Genomic DNA, 22,199 nt, shown 5'->3' on the forward strand with positions numbered 1-22,199 from the left:
TAGATAAAGTTTTTGAGAACTTTTACTCCCAAACCCTACATCGCAATCTCACTAATCAAGGAACTTGTTTCGCTCTGTATCTTACTCCCAAAGCGGGGCGCAAATATACAGTTCTTTTATCTTTCTGCGCAAGTTTAATTTAAAAAATATCAAGAATTTTTTAACCGCTTTGTAAAAAAAGCGGGGTACAAAAATACGATCTTTTTCTAATTAATTCCAAATCAGATTAATAAAAATTTTTGATCCTGTTTGAACCAATCGGAATCCTTTAGATTTAATCTTAAAAATTATCAAAGATGACTTCTCTCACCTCGAAGCATTCATATTTATTTAATTCCGCACCTACCAACTTAGCGCACTTTTAAAAAAAACTTGATACCATTATATAACAGCAATTAGCATTATTTACACTTAATAGTACACAAGTTCAGCTCTTTTTTAAATTTTTTTGTGTTAGGGATAGCAACAATATCCTTTTGGCTGGAATCATCTAAATTACTTTATATACTGATTAAGCTTTTAGCACTCTATATATTTATAAATGATTTTAAACAGCCAAAAGATAGCGTGGATAGCCCGACCCCGATTTTTGGATCGGGGGAACACCCTAATAATAAAGATGAATATATAGACGCTGTATATTGTGCAACCGCATATAACCTATTATCTTTGCCTCCTTAATATATGGAAATGATAAAAATAAGTTTGCCGGACGGCACTGTTAAAGAATTTGAGAGCGGCACTACTCCCATGGATGTAGCTAAAAGTATTAGTGAAGGTTTTGCAAGAAATGTAATTTCAGCAAAATTTGAAGATACCGTGGTAGAAACTTCTACACCACTTACAACCGATGGCAGTCTTATATTATATACCTGGAACGATAAAGATGGAAAAAAGGCTTTTTGGCATTCCACCTCGCATGTAATGGCTCAAGCTATTGAGAATTTATATCCAGGATCTAAGCTTACCATTGGACCAGCGATAGAAAATGGCTTTTATTATGATGTAGATTTTGGGGAACAGAAGATTTCTGAAAACGATTTTAAGAAGATAGAAGACAAAATGCTGGAAATCGCTCGTGGAAAACATGAGTTTAGTATGCGATCTACCACCAAAGCGGAAGCTTTGTCATATTATAAGGAACAAAAAAATCCTTTTAAGGTTGAATTGATAGAGAATCTAGAGGATGGAACGATCACTTTTTGCGATCATGATAGCTTTACAGATTTATGTCGTGGTGGACATATTCCCAATACCGGAATCATCAAGGCTGTAAAATTGATGAGTGTTGCCGGAGCCTATTGGAGAGGAAACGAAAACAATCCTCAACTTACAAGAGTTTATGGAACTTCTTTCCCAAAGCAAAAAGATCTTAAAGAATATTTAGAACTTCTAGAAGAAGCGAAAAAACGCGATCATAGAAAATTAGGAAAGGAACTTCAACTTTTTACTTTTTCACAAAAGGTTGGACAAGGATTGCCATTATGGCTTCCTAAAGGTGCCGCGCTTAGAGAGCGTTTGGAGAATTTCTTGAAAGCAGCTCAGAAAAAAGCCGGATATGAAATGGTGATTACTCCACATATTGGCCAAAAGGAACTTTATGTGACCTCTGGTCATTATGAAAAATATGGAGCAGATAGTTTTCAGCCAATTCATACTCCTAATGAAGGAGAAGAATTCCTATTGAAACCTATGAACTGCCCACATCACTGTGAAATTTACAATTCGGCTCCTTGGAGTTACAAAGATCTTCCAAAGCGATTTGCTGAATTTGGAACGGTGTACAGATATGAACAAAGTGGGGAATTACACGGTTTAACTCGTGTTCGAGGTTTTACTCAAGATGATGCACATATCTTTTGTACTCCAGATCAGTTAGATTCTGAGTTTAAAAAAAGTAATAGACCTTACCTTATATGTATTCGAATCTTTAGGTTTCGATGAATTTACTGCACAGGTTTCTTTAAGAGATCCAGAAAATAAAGAGAAATATATAGGAAGTGATGATGTTTGGGAAAAAGCTGAAAGTGCAATTCTTTCGGCAGCAAAAGAAAAGGGCCTTAACTATGTAGTTGAAACCGGAGAAGCCGCATTTTACGGTCCTAAACTGGACTTTATGGTAAAGGATGCTTTAGGCAGAAGCTGGCAACTTGGCACCATTCAGGTAGATTATAATCTGCCAGAACGTTTTGAACTGACATATAAGGGAAGTGACAACGAAATGCACAGACCGGTGATGATCCATAGAGCGCCATTTGGTAGTATGGAGCGCTTTGTTGCTGTGCTTTTAGAAAACACCGGAGGGAATTTCCCGCTATGGTTAATGCCTGAACAAGCTATTGTACTCTCTCTCAGTGAGAAATATGAAAAATACTCACAAAAAGTTTTAGAATTGCTTGAAAATGACGAAATTCGCGCCGTATCGGATGACCGAAGCGAGACCATTGGCAAGAAAATAAGGGATGCTGAAATGAGCAAAGTGCCTTATATGCTGATTATTGGAGAGCAAGAAGAGAAAGATGGTACAGTTTCTGTACGAAGACATGGGGAAGGTGATATAGGCACAATGCCAATTGAAGACTTTGCCAACTTAATAAAAAACGAAATCAAAAGAACGCATAAAGCGTTTCAAGTATAATTAAAATTAGATAGCCATAGCAATACGTAGAAAAAGATCGAAGCGACCGCTAAGAGAAATTAAAGAAGACCAACACCGCATTAACGGAAAAATCCGGGCAGAAGAGTTACGCCTTGTTGGCGACAACATCGAAATGGGAGTATATCCCACTTCTAAAGCAATGGAGTTTGCTGAAGAGCAGGGTCTAGATTTAGTGGAAATTTCCCCAAATGCAAAACCACCGGTTGCAAAGGTGATGGACTATAAGAAATTTCTCTATGAGCAAAAGAAACGAGAAAAAGTCTTAAAAGCTAAAGCTAGTAAAGTAGTGGTTAAAGAGATTCGATTTGGTCCACAAACCGATGATCATGATTATGAATTCAAAAAGCGTAATGCTGAGAAATTCTTGAAAGACGGAGCCAAACTTAAGGCTTTTGTATTCTTTAAAGGAAGGTCTATTGTTTTTAAAGATCAGGGTCAGATATTACTTCTTCGTCTTGCACAAGATTTAGAAGAAATAGGAAAAGTGGAACAAATGCCGAAGTTGGAAGGAAAACGTATGACAATGTTTCTCTCTCCTAAGAAAACGAAATAAGAACGTTAATTATAAAATTACACGAGCATGCCTAAAATGAAAACTAAATCCAGTGCCAAAAAGCGTTTTAAGCTTACAGGTACCGGTAAAATTAAAAGAAAGCACGCGTTTAAAAGTCACATCTTAACAAAGAAGTCTAAAAAACGTAAGCTTGCTCTAACGCACAGTACTTTGGTACATGAAGCCGATGAGAACAATATCAAAACTCAACTACGTTTAAAGTAGATTGAAGTTTTTGATGGTTTAAACTATTTAAAAACCCTGGAGCTAGGCAAATAAAAGAATTTAGAATTCAAAATTTTGAATTATTAAATCGCCTGCTACAAAAACAATTAAAATTATGCCAAGATCAGTAAATTCAGTTGCCAAGAGAGCCAGAAGAAAAAAGGTTCTTAAGCAAGCAAAAGGTTACTTTGGACGTCGTAAAAACGTTTGGACAGTAGCAAAAAATGCGGTTGATAAAGCAATGTTATATGCTTATAGAGACCGTAAAACCAATAAAAGAAATTTCCGTTCTCTTTGGATCGTGCGTATTAATGCAGGAGCTAGAATGCACGGAATGTCATATTCTCAGTTTATGGGAGGTTTAAAAGCTGCAAAAATCGATTTGAACCGTAAGGTTTTAGCCGATTTAGCAATGAACCATCCAGAAGCGTTTGGAGCTATAGTTAACAAAGTAAAATAATATTTTTCACGATTAACGTTCTTATATTTTTAAAAACTCGCTCCGATGGAGCGAGTTTTTTTTATTACCTAGATTGGACGTTGCTATTAAGAAAGATGAAATTTCTTTTAGAAGTAGAAATTCAATTACCTGTAAGCAAACAATATTTAGTTGCCAATAGCAGTAAGAATCAATTTTCTGGATCCTCCTTTATTTCTATGCTCACATAGGTATATTCCCTGCCAGGTTCCTAAATTTAATCTTCCAGAGGTGATGGGTATTTGTAAAGAAGTATCCAAGAGAGCTGTTTTAAGATGAGCGGGCATATCATCCGGCCCTTCAGAATTATGTTTGTACGATGATTTCCCTTCAGGTACCATTGAATTGAAATGAGTCATGAAATCTGCTCTTACGGTAGAATCAGCATTTTCATTAATTGTCAAGCTGGCTGAAGTATGTTTAATAAATATGTATAATATCCCTACTGTAATTTCAGATAATTCAGGAATATTATCTACAATCTCATCGGTGATTAAATGAAATCCCCTAGACCGTGGAACGAGACTGAATTCTTTTTGAAAGATCTTATTCATTTACATTTTTTTCTTACCCTATACAACTAATCATAAGAGGTATGCCCCCTAAACATCTTTATTTTACCGAGCTGCTTTTAGCCAACTTAGCATCCCCTTCCTTTTTAGCTTCTAAATAGTCCTTTACATATAATTCCTTAATAATAACCACACGTGCAGCAAGAATAGGTGTGGCCATTATAAGTCCAAGAATTCCAGTAAGCAAGCCTAGAAGCACCATCCAGAAAAGGGTAAGGGCCGGGGGAAGCTGCACCATCTTTTTCTCGATCAAAGGTGTAATCAAATAACTTTCCACTATCTGAATTCCAAAATAAAGAATAAGTACATAAATAAACATATTACCTCCCTGCATTAGAGCAATTAGTATTGCCGGAGCTAGTGCTAGATAAGGCCCTATATTAGGAATAAATGAAAATAATGCAGCTATTAAAGCTAATGCATAAGGCATAGGCATTCCAAGAATTACAAGACCAATTGCAGTAAAAATCCCAACTACCAACATTGAAATTAATTTAGCCGTCATCCAAAGGCTTAAAGAATTTTGTGTTTTGTACATAACCTCCCTTAATCTTGCCCGAAAATTTAATGGAAATAACCTTATAAAACCTTTGGTATAGATACTGGGAGTTGCTGCCAAAAATATACCTGTAACTATTATAATAAAGAAGTTTGCTATGGCACCTAAAGTTGTTGAAAATGAGCCAACAATTCTAGACATTACCTTATCCCTACTTTCTAATAGTGCCCCTAGATCATTAGGAAGCTCATTAAATAAAGCTTGACCAATGGAGGTTTTGGAGATTTGATCCTTGAGATTCTGAAGAGATCGAGGTAAAGTTTGTGTCATCTCCTGAATCTGCTCCACAATAGATGTCCCAATTAACAATATTATTAGATATGAGGCCATCGTAATAATAAGGAGAACAACAAATAAAGCCATTCCATATTTTAGAGGTGTTTTACTAACAATCCAATTAGATACAAAATTAAGCAACACTGAAAAAAAAGATCCCTGCAAACACCAAAAGAAAAAAATTAGCATGAAAAACAAGAAGTGCAAAACCTGAAAGCATCATTAATGCTATAAAAATAGTTTTGGTGTTATTCCTGCCGAAATTATCTGTTTTTTCCATATGTTATTTTAGGTGATTATTAGTCACTACGTCTTTTGCTTTTTCTTCTTTGCGGCTGGAAACAAAACATTATTCAAGATCAATCTATAGCCGGGAGAATTAGGATGTAATTCCAATTCGGTTTTGGGGTCTCCTACTCTATGCTGGTAATCTTCAGGATCATGGCCTCCATAAAACGTAAAAAATCCTCTCCCCTTTATTCCGTGGATATATCGAGCTTCTTCATTCAATTTATTTTCAGCAAGGACTAAAATATTAGATTTTAAGGTGCTTCTATTAAATGCAGTTGTTTGGCCCATAAAACCCTTCACCAATATTGTATGATTCTGATTTAACATGGTTGGAATTGGATCCCATTTAGCAGAAAACTCCATTAAAGTAAAATAATCTGTAGTCATAGCTATCTGCCTTTTATCTGTCATATCTATAGAAGAGAACTCATAGATCATCGGGTTTCGCTCTAAAATAAAATTTGTAAAAGCAAACGTATTCTCAAAATCGATCTTAGATTGATAACCCGGTTCGCTAGGATCCCCATCGAACATAGGCTCAGCGATATCTACACCTTCTGCTGCAAGTGCAATATCAAAACTATCTGTTGCGCTGCACATTGCAAACATAAAGCCTCCACCAATTACATAATCTCTAATCTTTAAAGCTACCGCTAGTTTCTCTTCAGAGACCTTAGAATAACCCAACTTATTAGCTAATGCTTCAGCATCTGCTTTTTCCTTTATATACCACGGGGTAGTTCTATAATTTCTATAAAACTTTCCATACTGTCCCGTAAAATCTTCATGGTGTAAATGAAGCCAATCATATAAAATTAGAGCGTCTCCCAGCACCTCTTCATCATATATTGTTTCATAAGGAATTTCAGCATAGGTCAACACCATTGTTACCGCATCGTCCCAAGGTTTATTACCCGTTGGAGCATACACTGCAATTTTAGGAGCTTTTTCTAAAATTACTGCTTCCGTGTTTCGGGAAGGACTTTGGATCTCTTCAAGTATAGATTCTGATTTTGCGTCGCTTAATACTTCAAAAGAAACACCTCTAATTTTGCATTCTCTTCGTAAAGTTTCTGTATCTGAAATCAGAAAAGAACCGCCTCTATAATTTAGCAACCATTGTACATTTAAATTATTTTGAAGGGCAAAATAGGTAATTCCGTAAGCTTTTAAATGATTTTCTTGAGTCTCAGCATCCATAGGAATTAGTATCTGAGAGGCTTGTAATTGAAAAGACATAAAAAATAAACCCAGTACAAAAAATAACTTTTTTATACCGGGGGGTAATTGGTAACTATATTGGTTGGAATAGAATACACTCTCAACACAACATGTAGGTTTTGTATGTATATAGGGTTTGGGAACTACTTTTAAATAGTCATAAAATTTAGTTTTAAAATGGCACGTCGCTATCATCATCATTAAAATCGTCATTCATCGAGCTTCCAAAGGCTTCATCTGCCGAAGGACTTGGTAATTTATTACCTCCAAATGGATCTTCATTCTCCCCATCATTCATTTTTGAATGAAATTCTCCAAATGGTGAGTCAAAGTCATCTAAGTTATCAAATTTACCGAGATGTCCAACAAACTTTAATCGAACATTTTCCAAGCCACCATTACGGTGTTTTGCAACTATAAACTCCCCTTGACCAGCTGTAGGAGATCGTTCTTCATCATCCCATTCATCAATCTTATAATATTCGGGGCGGTAAATAAATGAAACAATATCGGCATCCTGCTCGATTGCTCCAGATTCCCTCAAATCACTTAATAAAGGTCTTTTACTTCCTCCTCGAGTTTCCACAGCACGCGAAAGTTGTGATAATGCGATTACCGGAATCGCTAATTCCTTCGCCAAGGCTTTTAAGTTTCTAGAGATCGTGGATATTTCCTGTTCTCTATTCCCCCCTTTAACCGAGCTTCCAGCCGTCATTAATTGCAAGTAATCTACCATAATCATCTTGATACCATGTTGAGAAGCCAATCTTCTAGCTTTTGCTCTAAGGTCAAAAATAGATAGCGAGGGCGTATCATCTATAAATAAAGGCGCCTTCTCTAGATCTTTAACTTTCACATTTAATTGCTCCCATTCATGGGTTTCTAAATTCCCTGTTCTTAATTTTTCTGAAGACAATCCTGTTTCAGAAGAAATTAATCTGGTTATAAGCTGAACAGCTGACATCTCCAAAGAAAAGAAGGCTACCGGAAGGTTATGGCCAACAGCAATATTTCTAGCCATGGAAAGAGTTAATGCCGTTTTTCCCATACCAGGACGAGCAGCAATAATAATTAGATCACTTGGCTGCCAACCGGAAGTAAGCTTATCCAACTTATCAAAGCCGGAAGGCACTCCACTTAAACCGTCTTTATTCGAAATTTCCTGAATTCTATTTTTTGCTTGAATAACCAAGCTATGTGCTGTTTCTGAAGATCTCTTGATATTTCCCTGAGTAACTTCATATAATTTAGATTCGGCTGTATCTAATAGATCAAATACATCTGTGCTTTCATCATATGACTGTTCAATAATTTCATTTGAAATTTTGATAAGACTTCGCTGAATATATTTCTGAAGAATAATACGGGCATGGAATTCTATATGCGCAGAGGAAGAAACTTTTTGAGTAAGTTGAATTAAATAATACTCCCCTCCTGCCTTGTCCAAATTTCCGTCCTTGCGCAACTGATTGGAAACGGTTAATAAGTCAATCGCCTCGGTATTTTCAAAAAGTTTGTAGATGGCCTCATAGATATGTTTATGAGCAGCTTTATAAAACACATCGGAGTGTAAAATGTCGATTATTTCATCTACACCTTTTTTATCTATCATCATGGCCCCAAGCACAACCTCTTCTAAATCAACAGCTTGTGGTGGTATTTTTCCTTTTTCAAGGTTTATAACGTTGCCCTGGCCGTATTTTAGATTTTGGGGGATTGTAACTTTTTCCATATTACGAATGTAAATAATTTGTTAAGATATCCTTAATTAAAAGGCTTCACTTAGTTCACAGGTAATGAACAAATTACCTGTTGATAACTTGGTTTTTTTTGTTGATAAGGCCAAAAAAAATCCGAAGTATCAACTTCGGATTTTTTTGAAAGAGTGACTAAGAAAGAATTAATCTTTAAAGACACCCATATTCGAATATTTATCCATTCTTTTATTAACCAATTCTTTTGGTGATAAGTTTTGAAATTCTCCAAAAGCACTTAAAATTGATTCTTTAACCGTATTAAAAGTTTCCTCTCTATTAGTATGAGCTCCCCCTAATGGTTCCTTTACAATTTCATCTATCAGCTTTTGTTTTTTCATATCTGTTGCGGTAAGTTTTAAAGCATCTGCCGCAACTTCTTTATATTCCCAGCTTCTCCATAAAATAGAAGAACAGGATTCCGGAGAAATTACAGAGTACCATGTATTTTCCAACATAAGTACTTTATCCCCTACTCCAATTCCTAAGGCACCACCACTTGCACCTTCTCCAATAATTACCACAATAATTGGCACTTTTAGGCGAGTCATTTCTAATATGTTTCTTGCAATGGCTTCCCCTTGGCCTCTTTCTTCTGCCTCTAAGCCCGGATATGCTCCCGGAGTATCTACAAAAGTAACTACAGGAACTCCAAATTTTTCAGCAGATTTCATCAAGCGTAATGCTTTACGATATCCTTCAGGATTTGCCATCCCAAAGTTGCGATATTGTCTAGTTTTCGTGTTGAATCCTTTTTGTTGACCCACAAACATAAAACTCTGATCTCCAATTTTACCAAGTCCGCCAATCATGGCCTTATCGTCCTTTACATTTCTATCCCCATGAAGTTCAAGAAAAGTATCACCGCAAATAGCTTTTATATAATCTAAAGTATAAGGTCTGTTAGGATGTCTTGAAAGTTGAACACGTTGCCAAGCCGTAAGATTTTTATAGATCCCTTTTTTGGTCTCTTTTAATTTCTTTTCAATTTGTTTACAGGTAGCAGTAACATCTACGTCACTTTCTGCACCTATATTACAAGCTTTTTGGTATTGTTCCTCTAACTCTTTAATGGGTAATTCAAAATCCAAATATTCCATATTAAGTTATTCTGTTTTAATTAGCTTACAAATATAACAAACTTTAAAAGGAAGAATTCCTAAGATATCTTATTAATTTTTCGTTTTGTTTTAAGATACCCATTTATGATCACAGTAGAGAGAATTAGCAAGGCTCCATAATAGAATTGTGGGTTCATTTGCTCCTTACTACCAAATATCAAAAAAGCCAAAAATATTCCGTAGATAGGCTCTAAATTGATTGTAAGCATGATCGTATATGGGCTTAAATGCTTCATTACAGCTACTGCAGCAATAAATGCATAGGCAGTACAAATAGATGCTAGAATTATTAAATACAACCAATCTTCAGAAGAAATGGTAAAAAAGGCAGGATTGAATCCTTTATTCCCTTCACTATTAAAAGATAAAAAAACTAGATAAACACTTATAGCTATTACTCCGGTTAAAAGCTCATAAAATGAAATCACAGAAGGGGCCGTATCCTGTATTAACTTTCCGTTCATTAAAGTGAAAACAGCAGATAAAAAAGCTGAAATTAGCCCTAAGATGATTCCAAGTGTATATTCTGTTTCTACTTGAAAAATAATATACAATCCTAAAATCACCAATAAACCGAAGAGGATTTCATAACCCAAAAATTTTCGATTATAGAAAATAGGTTCAAGAATCGATGTGAAAAAAGCCCCTGTGGAAAGTAGCGCTAAAGTAATAGAGACATTGGACACTTTAATAGCGCCAAAAAACGTGAGCCAATGCAAAGCGATCACTAGTCCAGCAATTGTTAATACTGCTAATTTTCGTTTTGAAACTTTAAGATTTCGTTTTTTCCATTTAATGTATAAAAAAATGAAACCGCTTGCTAGCAGCATTCTATACCAAACCAAAGGAACTGCTTCCAGAGAAATTAATGCACCCAAGACTGCGGTAAAGCCCCAAATAAAAACGATAACATGAAAATGGAGGTAACTTTTAAGTTTATCGCTTGGCATTGAACAAAAGATAAATAGCTAAAATCCCAAAGGTTACATTAGGAAACCATACTGCTATTAAAGGTGAAAATGTAGATTGCTCTGCCAAGGTTCCAAAAACCTTATCGAAGAAAATAAAAATAAAGGCCAATGAAATCCCTAAAGCAAGATTCACTCCCATTCCTCCTCTTCTTTTAATTGAAGAAACGGCAACGGCAATAATGGTAAGTATAAATGCAGAAACAGGTAAACTCCACCTTTTATAAGCCACCACCAAATACCTATTCATATTTCCGGAACCTCGCCTAGACTCTTGCTCTATAAAATCGTTAAGCTCGTTGTAATTAAGAGTTTCTGCGATATAGGTTACAGGGGTTAATTCATCAAATTCAAATGGGAGAATCGTATCTAAGGTGCGTTGATGAAAAATTTGATCTCCTTCTTCTCCTATTATTCTTTTATCAAAATTACTTAGGGTGTACGTACTATCGGCATCATTATATTGTAGCTAGAAGCACTCAATTTGATTGTCATTTTATTTCCTTCAAAATGCTCTAACGTGAAATTTCTGGCAGATTTAGATTTAGGCTGAAAGTTACTCGCGTAGATAAATTCATTATCATTGATTTGCCTATACACATCGCTGGTCTCTTGGACTTCTCCCCCTTTTTTTAAATATTGATATTTAAACTCATTAAAGCCTTTACTTGCTTTAGGAGCTAGGTACATACTTAAGATTAAAGCACCAATACACACAATAGTAGCTCCAATTAGATAAGGTCTTAAAAATCGCCAAAACGACACACCGCTACTCAAAAAAGCGATGATCTCTGTATTATTAGCCAGTTTTGAAGTAAACCAAATAACCGAGAGAAATAAGAACAACGGAAAAAGAAGGTTGGCGAAATAGATGGTAAAATCCAGATAATACGCAGCAACCTCTATAAATGGCACTTCATTTTCCAAGATCTTATCGATCTTTTCAGCAAGATTTACGGTAATACCAATGGGTATAAATAATAAAAGCATCAGGATGAAAGTTCCCAAATAGCGTTTTAATATGTACCAATCTAATATTTTCAAATTACAGTCGCTTATTCATTTGTTGCACCATCCTATTTTTCCAACTGGCGAAATCCCCGGCTAAGATATGTTTTCTAGCCTCACGGGTCAACCAAAGGTAAAAACCTAGGTTATGAATGGTAGCAATTTGCTTACCAAGTAATTCATTTACCGTAAAAAGGTGTCTCAGATATGCTTTAGAATATTCGATATCTACAAAAGTGATAGCCATTTCATCTATAGGAGAGAAATCGTCATGCCATTTTTTATTCTTGATATTGATAGTGCCATGAGCCGTAAAAAGCATCCCGTTTCTTGCATTTCTTGTAGGCATCACACAATCGAACATATCTATTCCCAATGCGATATTCTCCAAAATATTAATTGGAGTTCCTACTCCCATCAAATACCTTGGTTTATCTTCTGGCAATACTTCTGTAACCACTTCGGTCATCGCGTACATTTCTTCTGCCGGTTCTCCTACAGATAATCCACCAATAGCATTCCCTTCAGCTCCTACAGAAGCGATATATTCCGCAGATTGTTTTCTAAGGTCTTTATAAGTACTCCCTTGAACAATCGGGAAAAATGCCTGACTATAATCATATTCAAATGGAGTTTTCTCAAGGTGCGCAATACATCTATCCAACCATCTATGCGTCATGTGCATAGAGCGTTTTGCATACTTATAGTCGCATGGGTATGGAGTACATTCATCGAAAGCCATAATAATATCGGCTCCAATTACACGCTGAATTTCCATTACATTTTCTGGAGTAAAGGTGTGATAAGAACCATCTATATGAGATTTGAACTTCACCCCATTCTCCTTAATTTTTCTTCTTTCTGAAAGTGAGTAAACTTGATATCCTCCACTGTCGGTAAGTATATTTCTATCCCAATTCATGAATTTATGAAGACCACCGGCTTTTTTTTAAGATCTCGGTTTGAGGTCTTAAATACAAATGGTAGGTGTTCCCTAAAATTATATCTGGATTAATATCTTCTTTTAATTCTCGTTGATGCACCCCTTTCACAGAACCAACGGTTCCAACGGGCATAAAAATTGGGGTCTCAATAACGCCATGATCTGTAGTAATTTCCCCTGCTCGAGCATTACTCTTTGGATCTTTGGCCAAAAGGTTAAACTTCATAATATATTTTAAATAGCTGCAAAGATACTTAAGTAAAGCTCATATAAAAGAGCCAAGAATTTAAAAATTGTTAGCTATTAAACACAAATCGTTGATAACTGGTATCTTCTAGCTTTGCGATACGTATTTAAAAACTTATTTTTGCAACATTCAAAAAAAATAACAACACAACACAATGCCACAAACTAAAGAATTAGAAAATTTTGTTACCCAGGTTCGCCGGGACATTTTAAGGCAAGTTCACAAAGTAAATTCAGGTCACCCTGGAGGATCTTTAGGCTGCGCCGAATTTTTCACAGCCCTATATCAAGAGGTTATGGAATATAGCAGTGATTTTAATATGAATGGAATAGGTGAAGATCTTTTCTTTTTATCCAATGGTCATATTTCACCTGTATTTTATAGCGTATTGGCGCGAAGCGGGTTTTTTCCTGTTGAAGAATTAAATACTTTCAGATTGATTAACTCGAGATTGCAAGGACATCCAACAACTCACGAAGGATTACCTGGAATCCGAATCGCATCTGGTTCTTTAGGTCAAGGTTTATCTGTAGCAATTGGTGCTGCGGAAGCAAAAAAAATTGAATAAGGATTCTCACATAGTATATACTTTACATGGAGATGGGGAACTACAAGAAGGGCAGAATTGGGAAGCAATTATGTACGCTGCAGGAAATAAAATAGACAACCTTATTGCTACTGTAGATCTTAATGGGCAGCAGATTGATGGTGCTACAGATCAAGTTTTACCAATGGGTAACCTTAAAGCGAAGTTCGAAGCTTTTGGATGGGATGTTTTAGAAGTAAAAGAAGGAAATAATATTACTAAGGTTATTGAAGGCTTAAAAGAAGCGAAAAGCAGATCCGGAAAAGCAAAACCGGTTTGTATCTTAATGACAACAGTAATGGGTCATGGTGTAGATTTTATGATGCATACTCATAAATGGCATGGAGTTGCCCCAAACGATGAGCAACTAGAAAATGCATTAGAGCAGAACCCGGAGACTCTTAGAGACTATTAATTTTAATCGCTATTTCTTTTAGAAATATTATTCAGACAAAATGAAAAAATACACAAATACAGGAAATAAAGATACAAGATCTGGTTTTGGTGCAGGTTTAACTGAGCTTGGGAAAAGCAACGAAAATGTTGTTGCCCTTTGTGCAGATCTTACCGGATCATTAAAAATGGACAATTTTAAAAAGAATCATCCAGAACGTTTCTTTCAAATAGGAATTGCTGAAGCTAACATGATTGGGATTGCTGCCGGGATGACCATTGGTGGAAAAATACCTTTTACGGGTACTTTTGCGAACTTTTCTACCGGAAGAGTTTACGATCAGATTAGACAAAGTGTTGCCTATTCAGGAAAAAATGTAAAAATATGTGCTTCTCACGCAGGAGTTACTTTAGGTGAAGATGGAGCAACACACCAAATCTTGGAAGATATTGGATTGATGAAAATGCTTCCAGGGATGACAGTAATTAACACTTGCGATTACAATCAGACCAAAGCCGCAACATTAGCGATTGCAGATTTTCAAGGACCTGTTTACTTAAGGTTTGGGCGGCCAAAAGTGGCAAATTTCACCCCGGAAGAAGGAAAATTCGAAATTGGAAAAGCAGTTAATTTAACTGAAGGAACCGATGTAACGATTATCGCAACCGGACATTTAGTTTGGGAAGCTTTGCAGGCTGCTGAACAATTGAATGAAAAAGGAATTAGTGCCGAAGTGATTAATATTCATACCATAAAACCTTTAGATGAAGAAGCTATTCTAGCTTCAGCAAAAAAGACTGGCTGTGTTGTTACCGCTGAAGAACATAACTTTTTAGGAGGTTTAGGAGAAAGTGTATCCAGAACATTGGCAGAAAATCTCCCTACTCCACAGGAATTTGTTGCTACTAAAGACACCTTTGGAGAAAGTGGAACTCCAGAGCAGTTGATGGAAAAATATGGATTGAATGCCGAGGCAATTGTAAAGGCTTCAGAAAAAGTTTTAAAACGCAAATAAGAGTTAAATAATTTTTATACTTAAACCCTTCAATCCTAGCGTTTGAAGGGTTTAAACTTTTTAGCAGGAAATAACTGGCATATTTTCTGCGTTATCTATACTCAAATAGAAAAACTGAACTTATGAAAAAATTAATTGTACTTAGCCTTTTTTTAATCGGGGGTACAGCAATGGCTCAGGCTACTTATGGACTAAAAGGTGGTCTTAATTATGGAGCTACCGGAGAATACGAAAATTACTCTCAAGTAATGGGAGATGCAGCTACGGTTGTAGATGGTAAAGAAAAAACAGGATATCATTTAGGAGCATTTGCAAAATTAGAGTTCCTTGGTATTTTCTTTCAACCTGAAGTGGTTTATACTAAACTCAGCACAGATTATGGACAATTCGATTATAATATAACTAAAATTGATGCTCCGGTTTTAGTTGGTTTAAATGTCTTAGGTCCCCTAAACATTAAAGCAGGACCCTCCTTTCAATATATTTTAAAAAATGAATTAGAGAACACCAATTTAAGTATCTCTGATGTAGAAAATGAAATTAGCGTAGGATATCAGGTTGGATTAGGAGTAGAATTCGGGAATTTAGGTTTCGATGCCAGATACGAAGGAGCATTTGAAGAAAATAATGCTTTTGGAGAAGCTGCTTTTGACAGCAATTTTAAAATTGACTCTAGACCTTCCCAGTGGATTTTGAGTGTTTCTTACACGCTTAACTAGGCATAGGATAAAACATAATAAAAAATGCCACGAAATTATTCGTGGCATTTTTTATTATAACTGTAAACAGTTTTAGAAAGTCTCTTTATCTAAATAATCTGGAATTCCATCTCCGTTAGTATCCGGAAAAGTAACTGTTCCATCCTCATTGATAGTTATTTCATCTCTGGTTAAGGTTCCATCTCCATCGTCATCTGCATCCAGGTAATCAGGAATAGTATTCTCATCAGAATCATCATTTGCAACAATCCTATCATTATCTAAATCTTCTAGATATGAAGGAATTCCATCTTGATCATGATCTGCTTCGTTAACTTTATACAGCTGAAAACTAAAAATAAGTGGCTATACGCCGGGATATTTGATGTTGGATTATTAAAGTAAGCTAGGCCAGAAGGCAAGAAAACTGCACCTACTCCAAAATCATCGGTAAATGTAACAGTATTGTCAGCATTCACAGTAAAATCTGAGGCTTCACCAAATTCAATTAAAGCTTCTGTTAATGCTACGACAGCAATTCCAGGATTCGCTTGAGACAACGCCCCCGGATGATCAAACCAAACTGGGTTTGCAGTATTATCAAAAGAAATTCTATTTAATAATTCTCCCCTATAATTTTGAAATGTAGAATCTGCAAAAGTAGGATGCGCTCCAACTCCTTCTCTAATTTTTAAGATATAAATGGTATAATCCACATCATTTCGATTAACCACTTTTGTTGTTAACAAATCTGAATCAATAAGGGGTGTCTTATCTGAATTTGCACCGGCAATAGAATCAAATTTTATTCTATAATCGAATCCTTCTACGGGATTCTGAAAATCTTCTTCATTGTAAAAATGTGTCTGCAAATAGGATATTAATGCCTCGTCATCAGCTATAGCCTGTTCTCCCCGATCTCTTATAGGAACTACATCTGGCCCACTACTATCATCATCATTTTTACAGGATATTATAGAAATGCTTGTTAGCACTATTAAAATAAACAATTTTGTCAATCTCATCATTAGGTAAATTTAAGCACGCAAGATACAATAATCTTGTATTTTTGCTTAGGATTTAGACAGTTTTAAGAAGCTAATATGAGAGTTGATAAGTTTTTATGGTGTGTGCGATATTTCAAGACACGAAGTTTAGCTACGAACGCATGCAAGACGGGGAAAGTCAAGATAAAAGGAGCGAATGTTAAACCTTCCAGAGATGTATTTCCACAGGATAAAATTAGCATTAGAAAGAATCAGATTAATTACGAAATAGAGGTGTTAGATGTTCCAACTAGTAGGTTAGGCGCAAAACTAGTTGGGCTTTATATTAACGATATCACTCCAAAAGAGGCTTTTGAAAAAATGGAATTACTTAAATATTCCAAGGATTATTATCGAAAAAAGGGAGTTGGAAGACCAACCAAAAAAGATCGAAGAGATATAGATGATTGGTTTGAAGAGAAGAAAGATGAAAAGGAAATCGAATTAGAAAATAAAGAGGAAAAGGACAAAGAATGATTTTAGACGAAAAATACTGGTCTAATTGCTATAAAGAAAGCAGAATAAAATGGGACATTGGCGCCATCTCTACGCCATTGAAGGAATACATAGATCAACTAGAAGATAAAACCCAAAAAATATTGATTCCCGGTTCTGGGAATTCTTATGAAGCAGAGTATTTGCATCTTCAAGGTTTTACTAATGTTTTTGTTGTAGATATAGCTAAAGAGCCATTAGAGAACTTAAAAAGCAGAGTGCCTAGTTTTTCTTCAGAACATTTATTGCAGCAGGATTTCTTCACTTTAGATTTACAGTTCGATTTAATTCTAGAACAAACTTTCTTTTGCGCCCTAGACATCAACCTACGACCAAAATATGCTGAAAAAATGCAGGATTTATTATATCCGGATGGTAAATTGGTTGGGCTGCTTTTTGATTTTCCTCTAACAACTTCAGGTCCTCCTTTTGGTGGTACTCAAAAGGAATATCAAGAACTATTTCAACCTTATTTTAAACTGTTGAAACTAGAAAAATGCTATAATTCTATTTCTCCAAGATCCGGGAATGAATTGTTTTTTATCTTTAAAAAAAATTAATAGTCTATGCCGACCTCCAATAAGATTCTCAACAACGAGCAAATTCATCATAAAATTAAACGTATTGCGTATCAGATCTACGAAAGCAATGTGAATGAGACAGAGCTTATCCTAGCCGGAATTGCAAAGAGCGGATTTGTTTTTGCAAATAGACTTAAAACAGTTTTAGAGGAAATTTCAGATTTAAAAATTATTTTATGTGAGGTTAAACTTGATAAGAAAAATCCATTAAATGGTGTGAAAACATCACTATCGGCATCGGAATATCAAGATAAATCTATCGTTCTAATAGATGATGTTCTCAACTCCGGAACCACTTTGATATACGGAATTAAACATTTTCTAGAAGTGCCATTAAAGCAGTTTAAAACAGCCGTTCTTGTAGATAGAAGTCACAAAAAGTATCCCGTAAAAGCAGATTTTAAAGGAATTTCCCTTTCAACATCATTAAACGAAACCGTAAAAGTGAATTTTTCGAAAGGAAGAGATAAAGTAGAATTACTTTAGTTTTTCAACTATTTCCTTCGCTATTTCATTAGGAGTACGATTTTCAACATTTACTACCAAATCGGCTTGGTTGTAGTAGTATCCACGCTCGAACAAATGTTTTCTAACAAAATCTTCCAAATCATCTTCTGTTTCCAAATGACTAATCATTGGTCTTTGGGACTTTTCCTTAAATAATCTTTTCACTAAAAATTCAACCGAAGCTTTTAGATACACCATTTTAGATTCCGGGAAATTTTTAATTAGGTCTAAATTGGTACCATAACAAGGAGTTCCTCCACCTAATGCTACAATAAGATCATTAGGGTCTTCTAACACATCTTCCAATATCCTAGTCTCCATTCTTCTAAAGTAGAGTTCACCTTTGAATTTAAAAATTTCAGGAATGGTTAATTCTTCAATTAGGGAAATTTGATCATCTATATCTATTAACGGAAACGATAATTTTGTGGATAATTTTTGCGAAACTACAGATTTACCGGAACCCATATAACCTGATAGAAATATTTTCATACTGAAAAAGAGGAGTTTAGAAATTAATTTAAAACATTTGCAAATTTATATCAAATTCCTCTTGAAAAATAAATTAATGATAGTATATTTGCACCCGCATTTGCAAAACAACGCAAGTCAGGATTTGGTAGCTCAGTTGGTAGAGCATCTCCCTTTTAAGGAGAGGGTCCTGGGTTCGAGCCCCAGCCAGATCACTTAATTTTTTGGATTAATTTCCATACGTTCTTTACAATTTTAGATTTGGTAGCTCAGTTGGTAGAGCATCTCCCTTTTAAGGAGAGGGTCCTGGGTTCGAGCCCCAGCCAGATCACTAAATTTTAGTCTCACTAAAATTACTTTTACAGCCCTTTAGGAATTATATTTCTAATCGTGCATTTTGCCCGGGTGCTGGAATTGGTAGACAGGCATGGTTGAGGGCCATGTGTCCATTAGGGCGTGCGGGTTCAAGTCCCGCTCCGGGTACTATTTAGTTTCCACTCCTTTTAAACCTATTTTTATTCTTTTCCTTTAGTGTAATTTTCCACCACGAAAGTTTCTGTAACTTTATCGTATAAATTCTGATTCTCTTTATCCCATAATAGCCAAACTACAGGAAGAATTAAAAATCCGCCTAAGTATTTTAGCAACTCACGAAGCGCTCCATCTGAAGCAAATTTGTATTCCTCTCCAGATTTGGATGAAATCACTTTTAAACCCAATAATTTATGTCCTAAATTTCCTGAAAATACAGGGTAAAAAATGAAGCCTGTTATTATGGATGATAGGGCAGAATAAAGAAAATCTGCAATATTTATTTCACGATTCAAATAATCATCCATGGAATTTCCAAGTATTGAATAATATAATAAGGTGATAAAAAGATAAATAACTCCTTCCAACAAATGTGCTAAAAGACGCTTTCCCTTAGAGGCTATTCTATATTGATATTCAGGAGTCTGCTCCATTCTTCGATGATTATTTTTTTGATCTAAATTGAGTGCGAAAATATCATTTAAAAATCAATACCCGTATTAAATATCCATGTCTGTTTAAACAATAAATTTATCTCTAAATTATTTTGTTTAATTATTTAACAAAATAATTAAACAATTTAACATTCCTTCAAATTAATCACGCCGTATTTTATGTAGATTTGCCTATATTGCTTCACGCACACTATGGAACACATTAAACAAAATTTCAGCATAAAAGACTTAGAGCATCTAAGTGGGATAAAAGCTCATACTATTAGAATATGGGAAAAGAGGTATAATATTTTAACTCCAACTAGAACGGATACTAATATTAGAACTTATGATCTCGAAAATCTTCAGAAAATATTAAATATCACCTTTTTAAATGGGCACGGATATAAGATTTCCAGAATCGCAAAATTAAACGATTCTGAAATAGGAAAAATGGTGAAGGAGGTTGCTGCTACTGCTAGCGAAGAGAATAGAGCCATCAATTCTTTTAAGATTGCCATGGTGAATTTTGATTCCAACTTATTTCATAAAACGTACACAAATCTGCTTGATTCTAAAAGTTTTCGAGAAATTTTCTTAGAGATCTTTATACCTCTTTTAAATGAAATAGGCCTTTTATGGCAAACAGATACTATTAATCCTGTACATGAACATTTTTTAGTTGGATTGATCAAACAAAAGCTATATTTAAATATTGCAAAACTCGATTCGTCTGAAGAATATGATGGAGAAGAACTTTTTGTGCTTTTCCTTCCTGAAAATGAAATTCATGATCTAGGTATTTTATATTTGAATTATGAACTCAGTTTTCATCGTAAAAAAACTATTTATCTTGGACCTAGTATGCCTTTACAGGATATGAGATACCTTTTCGAGGTTCATCCAAATCCCACATTCATAAGCTATTTAACCACCGAACCAAGAGATCTCTCTGAGTTCATTAGTCAATTTGATGCGGTTTTAGGAAAAGATTCGAAAATGGAATTAAATCTTTTTGGTAGTAAGATTCAATCTATAGATCCTAACAGTTTACCAAAGCATATAAAATTATTTAAGTCTATCCCTGAATTTTCAAACCAATTTTCAAATTAATGAGTAGAACGGTTAGCATCATTGGTTCTGGTTTTGCATCGCTTGCTGCGGCTTCTTATTTAGCGAAAGATGGCTATAATGTAAGCGTTTTTGAAAAAAATGCAGAATTAGGCGGTAGGGCCAGACAATTTAAAAAAGATGGATTTACATTCGACATGGGGCCTTCTTGGTATTGGATGCCGGATGTGTTTGAGCGTTTCTTTGCAGATTTCGATAAAAAACCATCTGACTATTATAATTTAAATAAGTTAAGCCCCGCTTATAAGGTGTTTTTTGAAGATGGAAAAAGCATAACAATAGAAGACACGTTAGAAAAAATTTATGCTGCTTTTGAAAAGGAAGAAAAAGGAAGTTCTAAAAAAGCTTAAAAAAATTTATAGATCAGGCACAAAGCAATTATGATATCGCCATCAAAGATTTGGTATATAGGCCGGGTGTATCCCCAATGGAACTTATAACTCCGGCTACAATTAAAAAATTAGGTCAGTTTTTTGGCACTATCGCGGCAGATGTTCGCAAAGAGTTCAAAAATAAAAATCTAATTCAAATCTTAGAATTCCCTGTATTATTTCTAGGTGCAAAGCCAAGCGACACGCCATCTTTTTATAGTTTTATGAACTATGCCGACTTTGGATTAGGTACTTGGCAACCTCAAGGAGGAATGAATATAGTAATCCAAGGTATGATCTCTCTAGCTAAGTCTTTAGGAGTGAGTTTTCACACCAGTGCTTCCGTAGAAAAAATTAATGTTAGTGAAGGAAAAGCAAAAAGCATTAGTATCGATGGAAAAGAAATAATATCTGATATTATCTTAACTGGAGCAGATTATCATCACAGTGAAACTTTATTGGAGCCCAAATATAGGCAGTATTCCAAAAAATATTGGAGCAAGAAAACGTTTGCTCCCTCCTCTTTGCTATTCTATGTTGGCTTCAGTAAAAAGCTGAAAAATGTTGAGCACCATAATTTATTTTTCGATGTAGACTTTGAAGCTCATGCCAAGGATATTTATGATAACCCAAAGTGGCCGGACGAGCCTCTTTATTATGCCAATTTCACCTCTGTAACAGATTCTAATACTGCTCCCGAGAATTGTGAGAATGGTTTTTTCCTTATTCCGTTGGCTCCTGGATTAGAGGATAGCCTTGAGTTAAGAGAAGAATATTTTGAAAAGATTATAACAAGATTCGAAAAACTCTCAAACCAAGAAGTTAGAAAATACGTTATATTTAAAGAGTCATTTTGCGTGAATGATTTTATTAAAGAGTATAATAGTTATAAAGGGAATGCATACGGAATGGCCAATACCCTCTTGCAAACCGCATTTTTAAGACCTAAATTAATGAGTAGTAAAGTGAAAGGTTTATTTTTTACCGGACAACTCACTGTTCCTGGCCCGGGAGTTCCCCCTGCACTAATTTCTGGAAAATTAGTATCTGGACTCATTCAAAAA

The 22,199-nt window shown here is 35.2% G+C and carries 18 protein-coding genes, 3 tRNA genes and 5 pseudogenes; 15 read left to right on the top strand and 11 right to left on the bottom strand.

Features of this window, described 5'->3' with window-relative positions; all coding sequences use genetic code 11:
- Window positions 1-690 precede the first annotated feature (690 nt).
- From thrS to rplT, 4 genes and pseudogenes are all read left to right on the top strand, one after another.
- Window positions 691-2,638, top strand: a pseudogene (thrS, locus tag ON07_RS15595) (threonine--tRNA ligase).
- 58 nt (window positions 2,639-2,696) lie between these two features.
- The gene (gene infC / locus ON07_RS12920) at window positions 2,697-3,212 is read left to right on the top strand and encodes a translation initiation factor IF-3 (protein WP_081483408.1); all 516 of its coding nucleotides are present in this window, start codon (window positions 2,697-2,699) and stop codon (window positions 3,210-3,212) included.
- A 27-nt stretch (window positions 3,213-3,239) separates the two neighbouring features.
- Entirely contained in the window at window positions 3,240-3,437 is a 198-nt protein-coding gene (gene rpmI / locus ON07_RS12925; protein WP_010232222.1) for a 50S ribosomal protein L35, read from the top strand.
- Between the two features lie 115 nt (window positions 3,438-3,552).
- Entirely contained in the window at window positions 3,553-3,897 is a 345-nt protein-coding gene (gene rplT, locus ON07_RS12930) for a 50S ribosomal protein L20 (RefSeq protein ID WP_010232224.1), read from the top strand.
- A gap of 146 nt (window positions 3,898-4,043) precedes the next feature.
- On the opposite strand, the gene ON07_RS12935 is transcribed toward rplT, so the two are convergent.
- The 8 genes and pseudogenes from ON07_RS12935 to tgt all read right to left on the bottom strand — a co-directional run bounded on the left by ON07_RS12935 (window position 4,044) and on the right by tgt (window position 12,854).
- Window positions 4,044-4,469 carry a secondary thiamine-phosphate synthase enzyme YjbQ gene (locus ON07_RS12935; protein ID WP_010232226.1) on the bottom strand — a complete coding sequence of 142 codons (426 nt, stop codon included), beginning with the start codon at window positions 4,467-4,469 and terminating at the stop codon, window positions 4,044-4,046.
- A gap of 58 nt (window positions 4,470-4,527) precedes the next feature.
- Window positions 4,528-5,511, bottom strand: coding sequence for an AI-2E family transporter (locus ON07_RS15600; protein WP_081483409.1), 984 nt, complete (start codon window positions 5,509-5,511; stop codon window positions 4,528-4,530).
- A gap of 117 nt (window positions 5,512-5,628) precedes the next feature.
- The gene (locus tag ON07_RS12945) at window positions 5,629-6,852 is read right to left on the bottom strand and encodes an asparagine synthetase B (RefSeq protein ID WP_081483410.1); all 1,224 of its coding nucleotides are present in this window, start codon (window positions 6,850-6,852) and stop codon (window positions 5,629-5,631) included.
- 154 nt (window positions 6,853-7,006) lie between these two features.
- Window positions 7,007-8,566, bottom strand: coding sequence for a replicative DNA helicase (gene dnaB, locus ON07_RS12950; protein ID WP_010232233.1), 1,560 nt, complete (start codon window positions 8,564-8,566; stop codon window positions 7,007-7,009).
- Between the two features lie 168 nt (window positions 8,567-8,734).
- A complete protein-coding gene (locus ON07_RS12955) occupies window positions 8,735-9,688 on the bottom strand; it encodes an acetyl-CoA carboxylase carboxyltransferase subunit alpha (RefSeq protein ID WP_010232235.1) in 954 nt (317 codons plus the stop codon).
- Window positions 9,689-9,747: 59 nt separating this feature from the next.
- Window positions 9,748-10,659, bottom strand: a complete 912-nt coding sequence (locus ON07_RS12960; RefSeq protein ID WP_010232238.1) for a DMT family transporter — start codon at window positions 10,657-10,659, stop codon at window positions 9,748-9,750.
- Window positions 10,646-11,721: pseudogene (locus ON07_RS15605) on the bottom strand (LptF/LptG family permease). Before ON07_RS15605 ends, ON07_RS12960 begins: the two are co-directional and overlap by 14 nt.
- Window position 11,722: 1 nt before the next feature.
- Window positions 11,723-12,854 (bottom strand): annotated as a pseudogene (tgt, locus tag ON07_RS15610) (tRNA guanosine(34) transglycosylase Tgt).
- Between the two features lie 175 nt (window positions 12,855-13,029).
- On the opposite strand from tgt, the pseudogene ON07_RS15615 reads away from it, so the two are divergent.
- The 3 genes and pseudogenes from ON07_RS15615 to ON07_RS12985 all read left to right on the top strand — a co-directional run bounded on the left by ON07_RS15615 (window position 13,030) and on the right by ON07_RS12985 (window position 15,589).
- A pseudogene (locus tag ON07_RS15615) lies at window positions 13,030-13,876 on the top strand (transketolase).
- Between the two features lie 40 nt (window positions 13,877-13,916).
- Window positions 13,917-14,870: a transketolase family protein gene (locus ON07_RS12980; RefSeq protein ID WP_010232243.1), complete on the top strand. Its 954-nt coding sequence runs from the start codon at window positions 13,917-13,919 to the stop codon at window positions 14,868-14,870.
- Window positions 14,871-14,992: 122 nt separating this feature from the next.
- Complete coding sequence (locus ON07_RS12985; protein ID WP_010232245.1) at window positions 14,993-15,589, top strand: outer membrane beta-barrel protein; 597 nt, start codon at window positions 14,993-14,995, stop codon at window positions 15,587-15,589.
- Between the two features lie 269 nt (window positions 15,590-15,858).
- On the opposite strand, the gene ON07_RS15620 is transcribed toward ON07_RS12985, so the two are convergent.
- Complete coding sequence (locus ON07_RS15620) at window positions 15,859-16,596, bottom strand: FKBP-type peptidyl-prolyl cis-trans isomerase (protein ID WP_237708937.1); 738 nt, start codon at window positions 16,594-16,596, stop codon at window positions 15,859-15,861.
- A gap of 75 nt (window positions 16,597-16,671) precedes the next feature.
- Here ON07_RS15620 and ON07_RS12995 point away from each other — a divergent pair, with 75 nt between their 5' ends.
- Genes ON07_RS12995 through ON07_RS13005 form a run of 3 tightly spaced genes read left to right on the top strand, consistent with a single transcriptional unit; the run spans window position 16,672 to window position 18,176 of the window.
- Complete coding sequence (locus ON07_RS12995; protein WP_010232250.1) at window positions 16,672-17,091, top strand: RNA-binding S4 domain-containing protein; 420 nt, start codon at window positions 16,672-16,674, stop codon at window positions 17,089-17,091.
- Entirely contained in the window at window positions 17,088-17,669 is a 582-nt protein-coding gene (locus ON07_RS13000; protein ID WP_010232253.1) for a methyltransferase domain-containing protein, read from the top strand. Before ON07_RS12995 ends, ON07_RS13000 begins: the two co-directional genes overlap by 4 nt.
- Window positions 17,670-17,675: 6 nt before the next feature.
- A complete protein-coding gene (locus tag ON07_RS13005) occupies window positions 17,676-18,176 on the top strand; it encodes a phosphoribosyltransferase family protein (protein ID WP_010232255.1) in 501 nt (166 codons plus the stop codon).
- Here ON07_RS13005 and ON07_RS13010 read toward each other — a convergent pair.
- Window positions 18,168-18,689: a shikimate kinase gene (locus ON07_RS13010; protein ID WP_029331987.1), complete on the bottom strand. Its 522-nt coding sequence runs from the start codon at window positions 18,687-18,689 to the stop codon at window positions 18,168-18,170. The two genes, ON07_RS13005 and ON07_RS13010, sit on opposite strands and share 9 nt — an antisense overlap.
- Window positions 18,690-18,810: 121 nt before the next feature.
- Here ON07_RS13010 and ON07_RS13015 point away from each other — a divergent pair.
- From ON07_RS13015 to ON07_RS13025, 3 genes are all read left to right on the top strand, one after another.
- Window positions 18,811-18,883, top strand: a tRNA-Lys gene (locus tag ON07_RS13015).
- Window positions 18,884-18,926: 43 nt separating this feature from the next.
- Window positions 18,927-18,999, top strand: a tRNA-Lys gene (locus ON07_RS13020).
- Window positions 19,000-19,067: 68 nt separating this feature from the next.
- Window positions 19,068-19,151: transfer RNA gene (locus ON07_RS13025), tRNA-Leu, on the top strand.
- A 32-nt stretch (window positions 19,152-19,183) separates the two neighbouring features.
- On the opposite strand, the gene ON07_RS13030 is transcribed toward ON07_RS13025, so the two are convergent.
- Entirely contained in the window at window positions 19,184-19,633 is a 450-nt protein-coding gene (locus tag ON07_RS13030) for an RDD family protein (protein WP_010232260.1), read from the bottom strand.
- 213 nt (window positions 19,634-19,846) lie between these two features.
- Between ON07_RS13030 and ON07_RS13035 the strand changes: the two genes are divergently transcribed.
- A complete protein-coding gene (locus ON07_RS13035; RefSeq protein WP_010232261.1) occupies window positions 19,847-20,746 on the top strand; it encodes a MerR family transcriptional regulator in 900 nt (299 codons plus the stop codon).
- Window positions 20,746-22,199: pseudogene (locus ON07_RS15625) on the top strand (phytoene desaturase family protein); the annotation flags it as partial. The gene ON07_RS13035 and the pseudogene ON07_RS15625, both read left to right, overlap by 1 nt.

It is taken from the genome of Gillisia marina, assembly GCF_000258765.1.
GTDB classification, from domain to species: Bacteria; Bacteroidota; Bacteroidia; order Flavobacteriales; family Flavobacteriaceae; genus Gillisia; species Gillisia marina.

What these genes read in the sequence shown, in the direction of transcription:
- rpmI (WP_010232222.1), top strand. Translation starts at nt 3,240, where the DNA reads ATGCCTAAAATGAAAACTAAATCCAGTGCCAAAAAGCGTTTTAAGCTT.
- rplT (WP_010232224.1), top strand. Translation starts at nt 3,553, where the DNA reads ATGCCAAGATCAGTAAATTCAGTTGCCAAGAGAGCCAGAAGAAAAAAG.
- ON07_RS12935 (WP_010232226.1), bottom strand. Translation starts at nt 4,469, where the DNA reads ATGAATAAGATCTTTCAAAAAGAATTCAGTCTCGTTCCACGGTCTAGG.
- ON07_RS15600 (WP_081483409.1), bottom strand. Translation starts at nt 5,511, where the DNA reads ATGCTAATTTTTTTCTTTTGGTGTTTGCAGGGATCTTTTTTTTCAGTG.
- ON07_RS12945 (WP_081483410.1), bottom strand. Translation starts at nt 6,852, where the DNA reads ATGTCTTTTCAATTACAAGCCTCTCAGATACTAATTCCTATGGATGCT.
- dnaB (WP_010232233.1), bottom strand. Translation starts at nt 8,566, where the DNA reads ATGGAAAAAGTTACAATCCCCCAAAATCTAAAATACGGCCAGGGCAAC.
- ON07_RS12955 (WP_010232235.1), bottom strand. Translation starts at nt 9,688, where the DNA reads ATGGAATATTTGGATTTTGAATTACCCATTAAAGAGTTAGAGGAACAA.
- ON07_RS12960 (WP_010232238.1), bottom strand. Translation starts at nt 10,659, where the DNA reads ATGCCAAGCGATAAACTTAAAAGTTACCTCCATTTTCATGTTATCGTT.
- ON07_RS12980 (WP_010232243.1), top strand. Translation starts at nt 13,917, where the DNA reads ATGAAAAAATACACAAATACAGGAAATAAAGATACAAGATCTGGTTTT.
- ON07_RS12985 (WP_010232245.1), top strand. Translation starts at nt 14,993, where the DNA reads ATGAAAAAATTAATTGTACTTAGCCTTTTTTTAATCGGGGGTACAGCA.
- ON07_RS15620 (WP_237708937.1), bottom strand. Translation starts at nt 16,596, where the DNA reads ATGATGAGATTGACAAAATTGTTTATTTTAATAGTGCTAACAAGCATT.
- ON07_RS12995 (WP_010232250.1), top strand. Translation starts at nt 16,672, where the DNA reads ATGAGAGTTGATAAGTTTTTATGGTGTGTGCGATATTTCAAGACACGA.
- ON07_RS13000 (WP_010232253.1), top strand. Translation starts at nt 17,088, where the DNA reads ATGATTTTAGACGAAAAATACTGGTCTAATTGCTATAAAGAAAGCAGA.
- ON07_RS13005 (WP_010232255.1), top strand. Translation starts at nt 17,676, where the DNA reads ATGCCGACCTCCAATAAGATTCTCAACAACGAGCAAATTCATCATAAA.
- ON07_RS13010 (WP_029331987.1), bottom strand. Translation starts at nt 18,689, where the DNA reads ATGAAAATATTTCTATCAGGTTATATGGGTTCCGGTAAATCTGTAGTT.
- ON07_RS13030 (WP_010232260.1), bottom strand. Translation starts at nt 19,633, where the DNA reads ATGGAGCAGACTCCTGAATATCAATATAGAATAGCCTCTAAGGGAAAG.
- ON07_RS13035 (WP_010232261.1), top strand. Translation starts at nt 19,847, where the DNA reads ATGGAACACATTAAACAAAATTTCAGCATAAAAGACTTAGAGCATCTA.